This is a genomic window from Neobacillus dielmonensis, from assembly GCF_000612665.1.
Lineage (GTDB): Bacteria > Bacillota > Bacilli > Bacillales > Cytobacillaceae > Neobacillus > Neobacillus dielmonensis.
The window spans coordinates 63,238-79,528 of record NZ_HG942054.1 but is presented as its reverse complement, the minus strand read 5'-3'; the positions used below and the strand labels follow the sequence as shown (position 1 = coordinate 79,528).

14 protein-coding genes are annotated in these 16,291 nt (G+C 39.2%); 10 read left to right on the top strand and 4 right to left on the bottom strand.

Annotated features, from left to right (window positions below; genetic code table 11):
- Window positions 1-66 precede the first annotated feature (66 nt).
- On the bottom strand, window positions 67-411 hold the full coding sequence (locus BN2425_RS09745; RefSeq protein WP_406603189.1) for a rhodanese-like domain-containing protein: 345 nt from the start codon (window positions 409-411) through the stop codon (window positions 67-69).
- Window positions 412-630: 219 nt separating this feature from the next.
- On the opposite strand from BN2425_RS09745, the gene BN2425_RS09740 reads away from it, so the two are divergent.
- The 4 genes from BN2425_RS09740 (at window position 631) to BN2425_RS09725 (ending at window position 6,472) form a co-directional block, all read left to right on the top strand.
- Window positions 631-1,467 carry a lipoate--protein ligase family protein gene (locus BN2425_RS09740; protein WP_042458327.1) on the top strand — a complete coding sequence of 279 codons (837 nt, stop codon included), beginning with the start codon at window positions 631-633 and terminating at the stop codon, window positions 1,465-1,467.
- Window positions 1,468-1,793: 326 nt separating this feature from the next.
- Window positions 1,794-4,352, top strand: coding sequence for a vitamin B12-dependent ribonucleotide reductase (locus BN2425_RS09735; RefSeq protein WP_042458325.1), 2,559 nt, complete (start codon window positions 1,794-1,796; stop codon window positions 4,350-4,352).
- A 135-nt stretch (window positions 4,353-4,487) separates the two neighbouring features.
- The gene (gene splB, locus BN2425_RS09730; protein ID WP_042458323.1) at window positions 4,488-5,513 is read left to right on the top strand and encodes a spore photoproduct lyase; all 1,026 of its coding nucleotides are present in this window, start codon (window positions 4,488-4,490) and stop codon (window positions 5,511-5,513) included.
- 224 nt (window positions 5,514-5,737) lie between these two features.
- Window positions 5,738-6,472, top strand: coding sequence for an urease accessory protein UreH domain-containing protein (locus BN2425_RS09725; RefSeq protein WP_042458321.1), 735 nt, complete (start codon window positions 5,738-5,740; stop codon window positions 6,470-6,472).
- A 125-nt stretch (window positions 6,473-6,597) separates the two neighbouring features.
- Here the strand turns inward: BN2425_RS09725 and BN2425_RS09720 are convergent, their stop codons facing one another.
- Window positions 6,598-6,840: a hypothetical protein gene (locus BN2425_RS09720; protein WP_042458319.1), complete on the bottom strand. Its 243-nt coding sequence runs from the start codon at window positions 6,838-6,840 to the stop codon at window positions 6,598-6,600.
- Between the two features lie 222 nt (window positions 6,841-7,062).
- Here BN2425_RS09720 and copZ point away from each other — a divergent pair, with 222 nt between their 5' ends.
- The 4 genes from copZ to BN2425_RS09700 all read left to right on the top strand — a co-directional run bounded on the left by copZ (window position 7,063) and on the right by BN2425_RS09700 (window position 11,943).
- Window positions 7,063-7,269, top strand: coding sequence for a copper chaperone CopZ (gene copZ, locus BN2425_RS09715; RefSeq protein WP_042458316.1), 207 nt, complete (start codon window positions 7,063-7,065; stop codon window positions 7,267-7,269).
- 81 nt (window positions 7,270-7,350) lie between these two features.
- Window positions 7,351-9,759: a heavy metal translocating P-type ATPase gene (locus tag BN2425_RS09710; protein ID WP_042458314.1), complete on the top strand. Its 2,409-nt coding sequence runs from the start codon at window positions 7,351-7,353 to the stop codon at window positions 9,757-9,759.
- A gap of 120 nt (window positions 9,760-9,879) precedes the next feature.
- On the top strand, window positions 9,880-10,566 hold the full coding sequence (locus BN2425_RS09705; RefSeq protein ID WP_042458312.1) for a response regulator transcription factor: 687 nt from the start codon (window positions 9,880-9,882) through the stop codon (window positions 10,564-10,566).
- Entirely contained in the window at window positions 10,567-11,943 is a 1,377-nt protein-coding gene (locus BN2425_RS09700) for a sensor histidine kinase (RefSeq protein WP_042458309.1), read from the top strand.
- A 142-nt stretch (window positions 11,944-12,085) separates the two neighbouring features.
- On the opposite strand, the gene BN2425_RS09695 is transcribed toward BN2425_RS09700, so the two are convergent.
- The gene (locus BN2425_RS09695; protein WP_042458307.1) at window positions 12,086-13,873 is read right to left on the bottom strand and encodes an urease accessory protein UreH domain-containing protein; all 1,788 of its coding nucleotides are present in this window, start codon (window positions 13,871-13,873) and stop codon (window positions 12,086-12,088) included.
- Window positions 13,874-14,094: 221 nt separating this feature from the next.
- Between BN2425_RS09695 and BN2425_RS09690 the strand changes: the two genes are divergently transcribed.
- Window positions 14,095-14,979 carry a patatin-like phospholipase family protein gene (locus BN2425_RS09690; RefSeq protein ID WP_042458304.1) on the top strand — a complete coding sequence of 295 codons (885 nt, stop codon included), beginning with the start codon at window positions 14,095-14,097 and terminating at the stop codon, window positions 14,977-14,979.
- 32 nt (window positions 14,980-15,011) lie between these two features.
- Here BN2425_RS09690 and BN2425_RS09685 read toward each other — a convergent pair whose 3' ends face one another.
- Window positions 15,012-15,392: an SA1362 family protein gene (locus tag BN2425_RS09685; protein ID WP_052352815.1), complete on the bottom strand. Its 381-nt coding sequence runs from the start codon at window positions 15,390-15,392 to the stop codon at window positions 15,012-15,014.
- Between the two features lie 383 nt (window positions 15,393-15,775).
- Between BN2425_RS09685 and BN2425_RS09680 the strand changes: the two genes are divergently transcribed.
- The gene (locus BN2425_RS09680) at window positions 15,776-16,285 is read left to right on the top strand and encodes a YqhR family membrane protein (RefSeq protein WP_042458302.1); all 510 of its coding nucleotides are present in this window, start codon (window positions 15,776-15,778) and stop codon (window positions 16,283-16,285) included.
- The last annotated feature ends 6 nt before the right edge of the window (window positions 16,286-16,291 follow it).

The following is a 16,291-nucleotide window of genomic DNA, read 5'->3' as shown; positions in this document are numbered from 1 at the left end:
TCGAAGTGGAATCAGCCCTTTCATTTGCACAAAAAGGGCACCGATGCACTCGGCGCCTCTCTATGTTTATTTTTTAGTTTTCACTTTGCCTGTCCACTTTTTAAAGCCGCCCTCAAGCTGGGTTAGGTCTTTATATCCGTTCTTGTGCAATAACTGAGCCGCACGGGCACTACGCATACCGCTTTGGCAGTATAAATAAACAGGAAGGTCTGGACGAAGCTCCTTCATTCGCATTTTTAATTGAGATATTGGAATATTGCGGGCACCTAGTATATGTCCACCTTCAAATTCATTCGGTTCACGTACATCTATCAATTGTGCCTTTCTATATCCGGCACGGAATTCTTCTTCGGATACCGTTTTTACAATCTTCTTTTGACGAAAATAATTATAAACTGTGTAAATAATCATTGCTGCGATGATAATTAATAAAACAATAATTGAACTCAACTTCTTTTGCTCCTTTCAGGCTTTTCTGCACTAGTATTTATTATAGTAGTCAATTTGCTAAAGATAAAGATGAATTAGGAAAAATTCTTTATAAAAAATTATCCCAGTATCTTCGATTTTGAATTCTAAAGCGGATTTTGATAGACTGTAAAAGATAAATTAATAAATGAGGGTTTTTACATGAGTAAGGAAACATGGCGTTTTATTGATTCAGGTGATTGTTCACCATCATTTAATATGGCACTTGATGAAGCTCTGCTTGATTGGCATAGTGAGGGGAAGTTTCCACCTGTGATACGGTTTTACGGCTGGAATCCCCCGACGCTATCCATTGGCTATTTTCAAAAGGTAGAGAAGGAAGTAGACATGGAAGCCGTTCAGACACATCGGCTAGGTTTTGTCAGGAGGCCGACGGGTGGCCGTGGTGTCTTACATGAGCACGAGTTGACCTACAGTGTAATTGTTTCGGAGGAGCATCCTAAAATGCCGAAAACAGTGACTGAGGCATATCGTGTTATTTCAGAAGGGATTTTAAAAGGTTTCCACTATTTGGGCTTGGAGGCGTATTTTGCCGTTCCGAAAACGGCAGAAGAGCGGAATGCCTTAAAAAATCCGCGGTCTGCTGTTTGTTTTGATGCTCCAAGCTGGTATGAGCTAGTTGTTGAAGGCCGTAAAGTAGCCGGTAGTGCCCAAACGAGGCAAAAAGGGGTCATACTGCAGCATGGTTCTATTTTATTAGATTTAGACGAAGACAAGCTGTTCAGCCTATTTAAATACCCTAATGAGCGGGTAAAGGAAAGAATGAAAAAGTCCTTCAAGGACAAAGCAGTGGCAATTAATGAAATCAGTCCAAGGAAGATTACGCTAGCGGAAGCTAAAGAAGCTTTTTATAAAGGTTTTGCGCAAGGCCTTGACATTGATTTAGTTCCATATGAACTCAGTGACGACGAACTTGCATATGTTGAAAGATTAGCTCAAGAACGTTATGAAAATGATGAATGGAATTTTAAACGTTAAAGAAGCGGTGAATGCCGCTTTTTTCCTTTTTTAGGAACGAGCCACATGCATCATGGCAACCTGCAAATTTTGTTAAAATTTCTTGTTTTAAAGAGAAAATTGTAGAAAATCTATTATTCTCTTATAAATCTATTTATTTTTGTGTTTGACAAAATAAATGTTCTTTGCTCAGCATACAATATATAGTAGCGTCGAAAACTTTTTGGACACTATATGTTGATTTGTAGTTACCTGCTATGATACCTTATAGTATATAAGTCATCTAGATCTAGCTTGGACAACTAGAATCTAGCATATAGAGATAAATAGTTGAAGGAGTTGTTCTCATGTCTGTAGTTTTTAGACAAAAATTGAATATTGATTTTGAAAGGCTAAATGAGGATATCCACCTATTTCCCCAAGTACACCCGGTAACCCCAGATATGAAAATAACTCACAAAGGTGTTTCACGTTTGGTCATGCTTGATCGTTACACCTTTAAGGACACTGAAAAAATCACCCTTACAAGCGGCGACTTTGTTGTACTGACGATTAAGGAAGACCCCAAGTTCCCGGCCCGAGGATTGGGTTATATCCAGGAAATTGATTGGGAAAAGAAAAAGGCTAAGGTTTTAGTGGAGGAAGAGTTTCGCGGCGTTTTGGATGACGAATTAGAATCCACCACGGGAATGATTTGGCGTTCATTAGATGTGATTGAAAAACCGCTTGAATTGTTCTATGAGCAAATCGCCAAGCGGGTGGCAACTGGTCTTGCTGAAGTGGAAACGACGGAAGAAAAGCGGATTGAGTGGACGGAGAAGTTTTATCAAGAACTTGTAAATCTGAACTTCATTCCTGCAGGACGTGTTCTTTACGGTGCTGGTACGGGTACTGAGGTTACTTATTTTAACTGTTACGTCATGCCGTTTGTGGCGGACTCTCGTGAAGGAATTTCTGACCATCGCAAGCAGGTCATGGAAATTATGAGCCGCGGCGGCGGGGTTGGAACCAATGGTTCAACGTTAAGACCTCGTAACACATTGGCAAGAGGTGTGAATGGAAAATCATCAGGTTCGGTATCTTGGCTTGATGATATAGCGAAATTGACTCACTTGGTTGAGCAAGGTGGATCCCGGAGGGGTGCCCAGATGATCATGCTTGCTGACTGGCATCCAGATATTATTGAATTTATTATTTCGAAAATGCAAAATCCAAGAATCCTACGGTTCTTAATTGAAAATACAAAAGATGAAACAATTAAAAAGCTGGCGAATGACAAACTTAAGTTTACTCCATTAACTGCACAGGAAAGAGCAATGTATCAAGGAATCGTGAACTACAAAGTGATTCCAGGCTTAGGTGGTTTCTCAGAAGAGATTATTGCCGAGGCAGAAGAAAAGCTGACAACTGGCGGACATTATACCGTCCATAATTCAGAATTCTTAACAGGTGCAAACATCTCTGTCTGCTTAACAAAAGAATTTATGGAAGCTGTTGAAAATGACAGTGAGTATGAACTACGTTTTCCTTATGTCGAGCACTATGACCAAGAGGAAATGAAAATTTACAACGAGCAGTGGCATCAAGTTGGTGATGTTCGCGAGTGGGAAAAACTTGGACACAAAGTTCGGGTTTACAAAAAGATTAAAGCCAAGGAACTTTGGAATCTTATCAATATTTGTGCCACCTACTCAGCTGAACCAGGAATTTTCTTCATTGATAATGCAAATGACATGACAAATGCGAAAGCATATGGCCAGCAAGTAGTTGCCACAAATCCTTGTGGCGAGCAACCTTTAGCTCCGTACAGTGTCTGTAACCTTGCAGCTGTAAATCTTGCTGAAATGGCAGATAAGGAAACCAAAACCGTTGACTTTGAAAAGCTTAAGAAAACAGTAGAGGTTGGCGTACGTATGCAAGACAATGTCATCAACGCCACTCCGTACTTCTTGGAGGAAAATAAAAAACAAGCACTCGGTGAGCGCCGTGTTGGTCTAGGTGTAATGGGACTGCACGACCTGCTGATCTACTGTGAAACAGAATACGGTTCACCTGAAGGCAACGAACTTGTTGATAAAGTATTCGAAACAATCGCTACAACGGCATATAGAACATCGATTAAATTGGCTAAAGAAAAAGGAAGCTTCCCATTCTTAAACGGTGAAAAGGAAGAAGATACAAACCGTCTAAGACAAGCATTTATCGAAACCGGTTATATGAAAAAAATGCCGGAAGATATCCGCCAATCGATCCTTAAAGACGGAATTAGAAATTCGCATCTATTAACTGTTGCACCTACGGGATCCACTGGTACCATGGTTGGCGTTTCTACTGGTTTGGAACCATATTTTTCCTTTTCCTACTTCCGCAGCGGTCGTCTTGGCAAATTTATTGAAGTCCATGCAGATATTGTTCAAGAGTATCTGGATCAGCACCCAGATGCAGACGAGCAGAACCTGCCAAATTGGTTTGTAACGGCAATGGACCTGGCACCAGAAGCACATGCGGATGTTCAGTGTGTTATCCAGCGCTGGATTGACAGTTCGATCAGTAAAACGGTAAATGCTCCAAAAGGTTACAGTGTGGAACAAGTTGAAAAGGTATATGAACGCTTGTACCGCGGTGGTGCAAAAGGCGGTACTGTCTATGTTGATGGTTCACGTGACTCCCAAGTATTAACGCTTAAGGCTGAAGAAAATACTGTAAAAGAAGAACCAATCTTTAAAGAAAAATCAAAACAACATGTTGTTCTAGTTGATACAATCAGCGACTTGCGATCAACAGATGTTACCATCGGTTCTGAAGTTGGCAACACTTGCCCGGTTTGCCGCCAAGGGAAAGTTGAAGAGATCGGCGGCTGTAATACCTGTTCAAACTGCGGGACCCAATTAAAATGTGGCTTATAATATTCGTTTAGGATGGAAACTAATTTCCATCCTTTTTTTTATAATAAAGGTAAAAACTACTCCACTCATTTTGCTCTTATCTTTCCCGTGACAAGCAATACTATAAAAAAAAAACACACAGGAAAGAGGAAGACCATGAAGCCATTTACACCACAGCTTGTCTACATAGAACCCAGGGCTTTGGAATATCCATTGGGACGTGAATTGAAAGAAAAGTTTGAAAATATGGGCTTGGAAATACGGGAAACTACTTCGCATAACCAAGTGAGGGGAATACCAGGAGAAAACGAATTACAAAAATACCGCAATGCCAAATCAACACTCGTCGTCGGGGTCAGGAAAACTTTGAAATTCGATACATCCAAGCCATCTGCAGAATACGCGATCCCCCTCGCAACCGGTTGTATGGGACATTGTCATTATTGTTACTTGCAGACAACTCTAGGCAGCAAACCCTATATTCGAACCTATGTAAATTTAGAGGAAATTTTTGATCAGGCTCAAAAGTATATGGATGAGCGGAAGCCAGAAATAACCCGGTTTGAAGCAGCTTGTACTTCTGATATTGTGGGTTTGGACCATTTGACCCATTCCTTGAAGAAGACAATTGAGTTTATTGGCCAGAGTGAATATGGCCGTCTGCGGTTTGTAACAAAATTTCATCATGTGGATCATTTGCTTGATGCCAATCATAATGGAAAAACCCGTTTCCGGTTCAGCGTCAATTCCCGCTATGTGATTAAAAACTTTGAGCCGGGGACATCATCTTTTGAGGAACGGCTGCAGGCAGCCAGAAAAGTAGCCGATGCCAAATATCCGCTAGGTTTCATTGTAGCGCCCATCTACCTTCATGAAGACTGGAAGGATGGCTATCTGGAATTATTTAAACGACTGAGTGAGGAATTAAAAGGGGTCGAAATACCTGATTTGACGTTTGAACTCATCCAGCACCGCTTTACTAAGCCGGCCAAAAATGTCATTGCCAAGCGTTATCCAAAAACAAAGCTGGAAATGAACGAAGAAAAGCGCAAATACAAATGGGGGCGCTATGGAATCGGCAAGTACGTTTACCCGGATGAAGCCCAAAAGGATATTCAAACTACCATCCGAGGATACATTGAGACCTATTTTCCAAACGCTAAAGTTGAATATTTCACATAAACGATGAGGGCTGTTTCAAAGGTCAGGACAAAGGACTTTGAAGCAGCTTTCTTATTTTCTTCACAAAATCTTGATAATAATGAATTTAATAGAAACCAAAAGATCACTCAGTAAGAGTATTAGGGGTCATAAATGGCTAAATTTTGAACAAATACTTTTCTTTTAAATATCTTCATCAAAATATGCTATTCTTTCCTTACTAAAATTCTTTTAGGGTGATTTTTATGTATAATTTATTAAGTCAAATAAGCCATTTTTTAAGTAACCCTTTAGTTAATATCGTCAATAGCTTAGAAACATGGCCGGTATTATTCGCTTTTATATTAGGGCTTGTAGGGGCACTTGCCCCATGCCAACTGACAGGCAATATCAGCGCCATTACGCTTTACGGGAACCATGCCATACAAAAGAAAATTGACTGGAAGGATGTATTTAGCTTCACAATAGGTAAAATAGCAGCCTTCTCTCTTCTTGGACTCTTGGTGTGGCTGGTTGGCAAAGAAATTGAACAAAATTTAATTCTCTATTTTCCATGGCTGCGAAAAGTCATGGGCCCAGTTTTAATTTTGGTAGGCATATATATGACTGGCTTAATAAAATTAAAGGGGACGTTAACCTTATTTAAGCAGTCTGTCGATCACAGAGAAAAACATCGTTTTGGTTCATTTATGCTAGGATTTAGTTTTTCCCTAGCTTTTTGCCCAACCATGTTTATTCTGTTTTTTGTAACTCTAATGCCAGTTACTTTATCAACCACCTATGGATTTGTCCTCCCGTCTGTATTTGCGCTTGGAACTGCACTTCCGCTGCTGATCATCATCCTATTAATTTGGTATCTTGGGGGAAGTGGTGTTTTGCTGAAAAAAGGCCGGAGATTTGGCAGCCATATCCAAAGAATAGCAGGGGCATTTATGCTGATTTTAGGAATATTCGACACTTTAACCTATTGGACTCTTTAATATAAAGAGTTTTCTTATATCAAGGAATCTGGTATATAAAAAGCCCTACCTTTCAAAATGATTACTCGAAAGGGCCAGGGCTCGGCTTATGTCTATTAATTATCGGTCCGGATAAAATGGGAAAGTTAAAAACGGTTCATCATATTTAGACTTTTTGTGCTTCCCATCGTGCCTCCACTTTCTTGACAGGCTTTGTACATATTCTCCAAATCTTGTTGAGAAGAATCAGGATGCATTTTCTGCATAAAAGGCAGCATTTCTTCAAAGCTGAACCCTGAACTAGAATCATTATTTCCAGCCGCAAAAACAGCTGTTCCTGCGCCAAGAAGGAAAGCAGCGCTAAAAACTCCTATTACTAATTTTTTCATTTGGTTACAACTCCTTTCTTTTATACTATTAATTCTAATTAAAAATTTTGTAGAATTAATGAAGATTCACTTATACACATGTGAACTTTTGGTGAATTAGACAAAGAAAACTGTAAAAAAATTATAAAGGACTCTTAACATAGGATGGGGGGGTATGGTAAGATAAATGTGTAAAGTTTGACAACTACTCATCAACTTATAAACGAAAGGGAGTTTTGGAATATGGAAAAGGTAACACTAAACGTTCAAGGTATGTCTTGTAATCATTGTGTCAAAGCAGTCGAAGGCAGTGTCGGAAAACTTGCTGGTGTTGAATCTGTAAAAGTAAACCTGGATGCAGCTGCAGTTGATGTGGAATTTAATCCGAATAAGGTTTCATTGGAGCAAATTAAAGAGACTATTGATGACCAAGGTTATGAAGTAAAATAATTTAAAATTGCGTGCTAATCATTTAGCACGTTCTTTTTACATGTATATATACCAGAGTGGGGTATAAGGAGCTGACTTAATATGAGTCAAAATTTAAAAGAAACAAGTCTTCAAATCTCTGGGATGACCTGTGCCGCTTGTGCTGCAAGAATTGAAAAAGGTTTAAACAAACTAGCAGGAGTAGAGACAGCCACTGTTAACCTTGCTTTAGAAAAATCAGCGATAAAATACAATCCTTCACAATTAAATATCGATGATATCCAAAACAAAATCAGAGATTTAGGGTATGACGTCGTAACAGAGAAGGCTGAGTTTGATATTACCGGTATGACCTGTGCTGCATGTTCCGCCAGAATTGAAAAGGGCCTAAACAAGCTAGATGGGGTTATGAAGGCCAACGTAAACTTAGCCCTTGAAAAAGCAACTGTCGAGTACAATGGCACTGGGTTAACTGCTGCTGATATTATCAAAAAAGTAGAAGACCTGGGATATGGGGCCCGTTTAAAGGAAGATGCGAAAGAAACTAGCGATTACCGCCAAAAGGAAATTGAAAAGCAATCTAAAAAATTTTTCTTTTCAGCGATTCTCGCGTTTCCACTGCTTTGGGCCATGGCAGGGCATTTTTCGTTTACTCAATTTATTTGGGTGCCGGACCTGTTCATGAATCCTTGGTTTCAGCTGGCGTTGGCGACCCCGGTTCAATTTATTGTAGGAGGACAATTTTATATTGGTGCTTTTAAAGCACTCAAAAATAAAAGTGCCAACATGGATGTACTCGTAGCGTTAGGAACATCAGCAGCTTATTTTTATAGTTTATATTTATCCATTATGTCCCTGATAGGAAAAGGGGCCGCGATGGAGCTCTACTATGAAACAAGTGCTGTTTTAATTACATTAATTATTCTTGGAAAGCTTTTTGAAGCGAAAGCGAAAGGACGTTCCTCAGAAGCCATAAAAAAATTAATGGGTCTTCAAGCAAAAACAGCTGTTATTGAACGGAACGGACAAGAAATCGTCATCCCGATCGAGGAAGTGGCGGTCGGAGATATTCTCCATATTAAACCAGGCGAAAAGATTCCTGTGGACGGAATCATTAAAGAAGGACAATCTGCCATTGATGAGTCTATGTTGACGGGGGAAAGTGTTCCCGTGGATAAAACGTGCGGGGATGAAGTGATCGGCGCAACCATCAACAAAAATGGTTTTCTAAAAGTGGAAGCAACGAAAATTGGAAGAGATACCGCTTTGGCACAGATTATTAAAGTCGTGGAGGAAGCGCAAGGCTCAAAGGCTCCGATTCAGCGGCTAGCTGACCAAATATCGGGCGTGTTTGTGCCGATTGTTGTAGCTATTGCAGTTGTCACTTTTATTATTTGGTATGCGTGGGCAAGCCCAGGAAACTTTGCCGAAGCTTTAGAAAAAATGATTGCAGTGCTTGTCATTGCCTGCCCGTGTGCGCTAGGATTGGCGACCCCGACATCGATCATGGCCGGTTCAGGCCGTTCCGCTGAATATGGCATCCTATTTAAAGGCGGCGAGCATTTGGAAATGACGCACAGGATTACCTCAGTAGTTCTGGATAAAACGGGAACCGTCACGAACGGTACACCGGTTTTAACAGACATTTTAACAGATTTGACTGGGGAGGAATTCTTGTCATTGGTCGGTTCTGCCGAGAAACAATCGGAACATCCACTGGCACAAGCGATTGTCCAAGGGATCAAAGAGAAAGGAATTACATTGATGGATGTTAGCGATTTTGAGGCGATCCCTGGACATGGTATTCGCGCCATCGTTGATGATAAGGAGTTAATAGTTGGTACAAGGAAATTAATGAATAAGTATGATGTGGAAGTTTCAAATGTTCTTGGAAAAATGGAGGAACTAGAAGCAGCGGGAAAAACGGCTATGGTCGCTGCGATTAATGGTCAATATGCCGGCATAGTGGCCGTAGCCGATACAATTAAGGAAACTTCCAAAACTGCGATCACCCGGTTAAAGAAAATGGGCCTTGATGTCATTATGATAACCGGGGATAATCAGCAAACAGCCAAGTCGATTGCCGCACAAGCCGGGATTGAACATGTCATTGCTGAGGTTCTTCCGGAAGGGAAGGCCGACGAAATTAAAAAACTACAAGCAGCCAACAAAAAAGTAGCTATGGTTGGTGACGGCATTAATGATGCACCCGCTCTTGCGGTAGCAGATATTGGTATGGCGATTGGTACCGGGACGGATGTGGCAATGGAGGCCGCTGACATTACCCTGATTCGCGGCGATTTAAACAGTATCGCTGACGCCATTTTTATGAGTAAAAAAACAATTACAAACATTAAGCAAAATCTTTTCTGGGCACTTGCCTACAATTCAATTGGCATTCCCGTCGCTGCACTCGGTTTCCTAGCTCCTTGGCTTGCTGGTGCGGCAATGGCATTCAGTTCCGTTTCTGTGGTCCTTAATTCTTTACGGTTACAAAAAGTTAAACTGTAGGATAATTGAATAGTAAAATAGAAAAGGCTGACACATAATTGTCAGCCTTTATTCATTTTTACACTATCTGTAACTAGTATACTGAAACTAGATAATGCTGATAAAAATTGGGTGATAGAAATGAATTCTATTTTGTTAATTGAGGATGAACAAAGTGTAGCAGAGGTAATTAAAGCTTACCTAATAAAAGAAGGGTATCAGGTTTACTGTGCTTATTCCGGGTTAAAAGGATTGGACATTTTTAAAACCAGCCAAATAGATTTGGTCATACTGGATTTAATGCTGCCTGATACCAGCGGTGAAGAAATTTGCAAGATCATTCGTCAAACCTCTGATGTACATATATTCATGCTGACTGCCAAAGGTTCGTTAACTGACCGGATTGAAGGGCTGACAGTAGGTGCTGATGAATACTTAATTAAGCCGCTTAGTCCAAGAGAACTGACTGCTAGGGTAAATGCTTTGTTCCGGAGGCTTAATGGCCGGTTCCATTCAGCAGGAATATTGTTTAATGATGGAAATCTCATTATAGATGGTGAAAAAAGAGCTATAAAAGTCCGCGGAAACACCATTTCCTTTACTCCAAATGAATATGACATATTAACCGCTCTCATCATAAACAAAGGAAACATCTTATCGAGAGAACAGTTAATTGAAAAAATTTTTGGTGAAGATTATAACGGCTTTGATCGGACCATCGATGTCCATATTAAAAATATCCGCAAGAAGATTGAAGAGGATACAAAGAATCCGAAGTATGTTCTCACTGTCACAAAGGCGGGCTACAAATTTGGCGGTGACTGGTAAATGCATTCTATTAATAGAAGATTAAGTATCTTATTTATTATTTGTAGCATTGCCGCGATCCTTTTAGTAACATTATTTGTCAATGTGACGGTAACAAACAAGTTTAACCAATATATGATTGATATCCAAAATAAACGATATACAAAAATCATATCTTATCTTGAAGAGTCTTATGAAAGCGAGGGCAATTGGAAAGAAAATACCGGGACAGAGCTTATGCACGATGCCTATATGGGCAATTATTGCATCACGGTTCTGGATAAAAATAAGCAACCGGTTTGGGGGATGGACCCAAATGAGATTAAAAAGCAGTTAAACAACAATTCCATGCCGATGAAGGATAGCGGAGTCTACACGACTAAACTGTTTAGAATAATAGTAGATGGAAAGGTTGTTGGTTATGCCAATATTGGGCAATATTCCTCCGTATTGATGACAGAAGAGGATGTTGAATTCAAATCCTCCATCAACAAAAGTATTATGGTCAGCGGAGTCATTACTTTAATGATTGTCAGTTTATTAAGCCTCTATATCTCAAGGCAATTTTCCATCCCTATAAGGGAAGCAGTGAAAATGTCTGTCAGCCTATCAAAAGGAGACTTTAATATAAATTCTTCAAAGAAAAGCCAAATGAAGGAATTAGAGGAGCTTAGAAAAAGTGTGAACGCTTTGGCCAGTAAATTGAAGTATCAGGATATGCTGCGAAAAAAACTTGTTTCCGATATATCCCATGAAATAAGAACACCGCTAAATGTTCTTCAGAACAATATTGAAGCCATGGTTGATGGGATCTTTCCGGTTACAAGCGAAAAGCTACAATCATTAAATGAGGAGGTCATTCGGTTTGGAAAATTGATTAATAACTTAAATATTTTAAAAGAGTTTGAATCAGAAGGAACCAAGTTGAATTTTGAAATTATCTTTTTAGATGACTTCATCACCGACCTTTGTGAAGATTTTTATCTGGCCGCAGAAAAAAAGAATATAAAATTAAATGTTACAATCCAGCCAAATAATAAGTATCGCTTCATGGGTGATAAAGACCAATTAAAGCAAGTATTTATTAACCTAATTTCCAACAGTCTTAAATTTACCCCGACAAGTGGGCACGTTTCCATTAACCTCTTTGAAAACCACGAAAATATCGTGGTGGAAGTGTGTGATGATGGAATTGGTATTAACCAGGAGGATATGCCATATATCTTTGAACGGTTATATCGAGGTGACAAAAGCAGACATCTTATTGAAGGAAATGGAATTGGTCTTACTATTGTTAAGAATATCCTGCAACTACATAACGCTTCGATTGATGTGGTAAGTAAAGAGGGAAAGGGTGCTAAATTCACCCTTTATTTTTCAGCCGATAGGAAAGTATAAACGATCCAATCAGGCATAAGTGCGGCTCCGCCTCTCTTCTACGCCTTTACGGGTTAGCCAATCGGGTAGTTTTCTTTAAAAGAGGTTCATCAGTAAACAAATAGATAGGGCTTTGGCGAAAAGAAATCCAAAGCCCGTTTCTTTATTCCAGATATTTGCTTCTAATTTGCTCTAAGTCCGCTGCGTTTACATCATTTACTACTTCAATAATCCCAATTACATCCTCTTCATTTACATAAATTCCGTAGGAACCCGTTTTTTCAATAATGAATTCAATGTCTATGACACCCTTTATTCCGGTGAAATCAGCAATAATTTGTTTGGTATTGTTATTCATAATTAAAAAGTCTTGCTCGGGGTTGTTATATGAAGATAAGTCCATGGACAATTTGGTTTTCATATTTGGAGCGGTCACCATGACAAGCGGTTCTAACTCATAGCCCATTTCTTTTACGAAAATGGTCTGTTCATTGTCTGCGTTCACCGCTTTTTTTATCAAACGGTCGGTAGCTACTTTACTGATATCATTGCCATAAATACTATCTGCTGTTTGCGAGGATGCGGATGCTGTTGACTTAGTTGCAGCATCTACTCCTTTGGCGGTACTGCTTTTGGCTGATACTTTATCAAGATTATCCACCACTTTAATGACACCACGCTTCATGCCCATCCAGCAGCTAAAAGCAATATCCTCTTCACCAGGTGTAAATTCAATAATATTTTGCCCTTCCTGAAGTTTCTGCTGAACATTCATATCTGGAACGACAATGGTATTGTTGCATCCCGTCAATTGCTTGGCATTGACAACCCATTTGACAGGGGTGTTCTTTTTTACATAAAAAGTTTGCGGGGTATACCCGTATACATCTGCCTTCATACTCAAAACTTGAACTCCGTCTTTTAATACCGCTTTAACTGCATTAGATGAATTGCCACCAGATCCGTTCAGATTTGCCATCATGGAATTTGGGCTGATATTCATCCCGGCCAGCGCTAACCCCCGATTGCTCATCATAATTCCTAAGACCACAATTAAGATGCCGCTGAATTTTAGAACATTCTTCGTGTACCCTTTGCTTAAAAGGCTTGAGAGAGCTCCAAATGTCAACATTAATGGTACGGTTCCAATTGCAAACATAAACATTGAAAGACCACCGCTTAGTGCACTGCCCGTTCCCAATGCATACAACTGCATGGTTTGCAGTGGACCGCATGGCATAAAGCCATTAATAACTCCTACAAAAAATGGTGTCTTTGGCTTGGGTTTACTTAGTAATTTCAATACGGATGTAGGAATTTTTAATTGAAACCTTCTAAAGGCTTTCATCCCTGTCATGTTGAAGCCCATCATGATCATGAAAGCCCCGGCGAAGATTTGTAGTGCTGCTTTTGCTGTTAAGGAAAGAGCAAACACCGATCCTATTGCACCAATGACACTACCGATGATGGTATAGGAAACTACTCGTCCAAGATTGTAAAGTAAGGCCGGTCTCATTGCTTGGAACTTTGTGGTGCTGTCCTTTCCAATCGTTTGGGATAGCATGATGCCGCCGCACATTCCAACACAGTGCAGGGATGAAATGACCCCGACTACAAATAAAACCGCATAGGAAGCATTATGTAATTTGTCATCCATATTAAAGCTGCCTGTATTGAGCCCCAGCAAAATAATTGCGGCTACTACTATTAATATTCCAATCAGTTGGAATCCTTTTTTATTTTCTGTGCTGTAGCCAACGTGACGAATGGCTGATTTAATTTGGTCTAGGTCACATATTTCATCATTGTATTCAATATCCGCAAATTGACCGGTAAAATCAGCCTTTATATGGGTAACCCCATCCAAATTTTTGACTGCTTTTTCAATGCGCCTTTCACATGATGTACAAGTCATATCAAAAACTTTAATTCTTTCTTTTTTCAAACCCATAGAAACCCCCTGCCTTTTCTCATTCGCTATATGATGGCTAAGGTAATTGTATGAATGGAATATGTTGATCATATGAAGAAAATGAGGGGACTAGTGAAGATTTTGTAGACAAAATATTAATAAATAATGATAGGCAAAAATTTTTATCATGTCCTCTGTACTAATTTGTAGGTATGCTGCTTAAAGATGTAAAAGGAAATCCATCTTTAGGAGTGGCTGCCATGAATATAGACGGGGTTTTTTCTGGAGGGGGTATAAAAGGCTTTGCTTTGATTGGAGCATATGAAGAAATTGAAAGCAAAGGTTTGAAGTTTGTAAGGCTGGCTGGGACAAGTGCCGGTTCAATTATAGCGGCATTAATAGCGGCAGGATATACAAGTAAAGAGATGTACCAATTAGTTGATGAAATGGATCTAAGTCAAATGCTCGATGCCCGGAAGACCCTCATCCCATCCAAAATAGCAAAGTGGCTGTTGCTTTATTGGAAGCTGGGCCTTTATAAAGGAAACGAGTTGGAAAAATGGTTGAAGGATAAGCTAGAGAAAAAAGGACTTAGGACATTTTCTGATTTGCCTCCCCAAACACTAAGGGTGGTGGTTTCTGACCTTTCAAATGGGCAAATGGTGGTATTACCGGACGATTTAGAAAGGTACGGAATTTCTCCTGGGACATTTTCGATAGCAAAAGCGATTAGAATGAGCTGTAGTGTTCCCTATTTTTTTGAACCAGTTAAAATGCGCTCTCATGATGGGATGAATATATTAGTGGACGGCGGTGTATTGAGCAATTTTCCAATGTGGCTATTTGATAAAGAAAATATCAAAAAAGTAAGACCTGTTCTTGGAATTAAATTAAGTTCGAGCGTGTATGAACACGAAAAGCATAAAATTAATAACGGAATTGAAATGTTTGGAGCTTTATTTGAAACCATGAAGGATGCTCATGATGCAAGATATATTTCCAGAAAACATGCCCAAAACATTATTTTTATTCCTGCTAAAGAAATTTTATCAATGGAATTCCATTTAACTGAGGAAAAAAAGCAACAGCTGTTTGAATTGGGGAGAAATCAAGCAAAACTGTTCTTAGGCCGGTGGAGTTATTAATCATTTATTTAGAGGCAAAAAAAATCGAACGTCTAGAATGACGCTCGATTTTTCTTTTTGCTTTTTTTTCCTTCAATAACCGTAAGATGAGCAGGGGGGTTCTTTCTGGATTTACTTTTCTTTAATGTGGTCAACGTTCCGAGTGAAGAGCCTTTTGAGGCTGCCTCACTGCCCTTTTGCTGAAGTCGTTTTTTAGACTTTTTGGCTGCTTTTAGAAATGCCCGCTGCTCTTTTTTTTGAGGGCTCGAAATGGAAAACCGACGAACAAGGAAGTAAACCAGTAAACCAATTAATGCAAAGATAGCAATTTTTTGAATAAAACCAGCTGGATTTGCTGTAAAAGACCCAAAAAGTCCAATTAATGCAAGAATAATCAGTCCTCCAATAACCATAGCAGATGTCCGATTCTTCAAGTAAAGCCACCTCCCTAAGAGCATCTTAAGCATTTTTTTATCCTTTTAAACACTTTAGAGGAAAAATTTAGACAATTTATTTCGTTTTTCCCTGTCTATGTGCATCATCAAATAAGGGACTTAAATTTAGTGAATGCTAAACGTATTAGAGCCATTTCAATAGAGATTGAAACTCTCTGTACTTAAATGTATTCTACTTGAAAAAACAAAAAACCTCTATAAGTTGACACAATATTTCCATTTAAAACGAAAAAAATTTTTTTATGCAAAACAGCGAACTCCAAGGGGTATATTATTCCTATTAAGCATTTTTTCAAGGAAACTCAATTTTTCATCCATGGTTATTATCCAATTCAAATTGTGCATAATTGGAGGTCTTTCAAATGACAGATTTGAGTAAATCACATTCTTATAAGAAACCTATGACATTTTCAGCTATGGTGTTTTGGACAGGTTTGTTTGGTGGGGTGTTTTGGAGTACTATCGGGTACCTATGTTATTTCTTTCATTTAACAGAGGTACGACCTCATATCATTCTAGAAACTTGGTTTTCGGGTGATTGGAGATACGGCTGGGGCGGGTCTCTGCTTTCTATTTTGTTACTAGGAATCCTCTCAGCCGGTGTTTCGTTTATCTACTATGGATTGTTAAAAAAGTTTAATGGAAAATGGGTGGGAATGGCTTATGGTCTCGTTTTGTTTTTTATCGTATTTTTTGTGTTAAATCCCTTGTTCCCTGGCATAAAGCCAATAGTTGACCTAAGCCGAAATACCTTGATGACATCAATTTGTTTGTTCGTCCTATATGGACTCTTTATCGGTTACTCAATCCATTATGAATACGAAAACAAAAAACTCCTTGTTAAAGAAGAGTTGGGCTCAGAAATTAATTAGTATGAT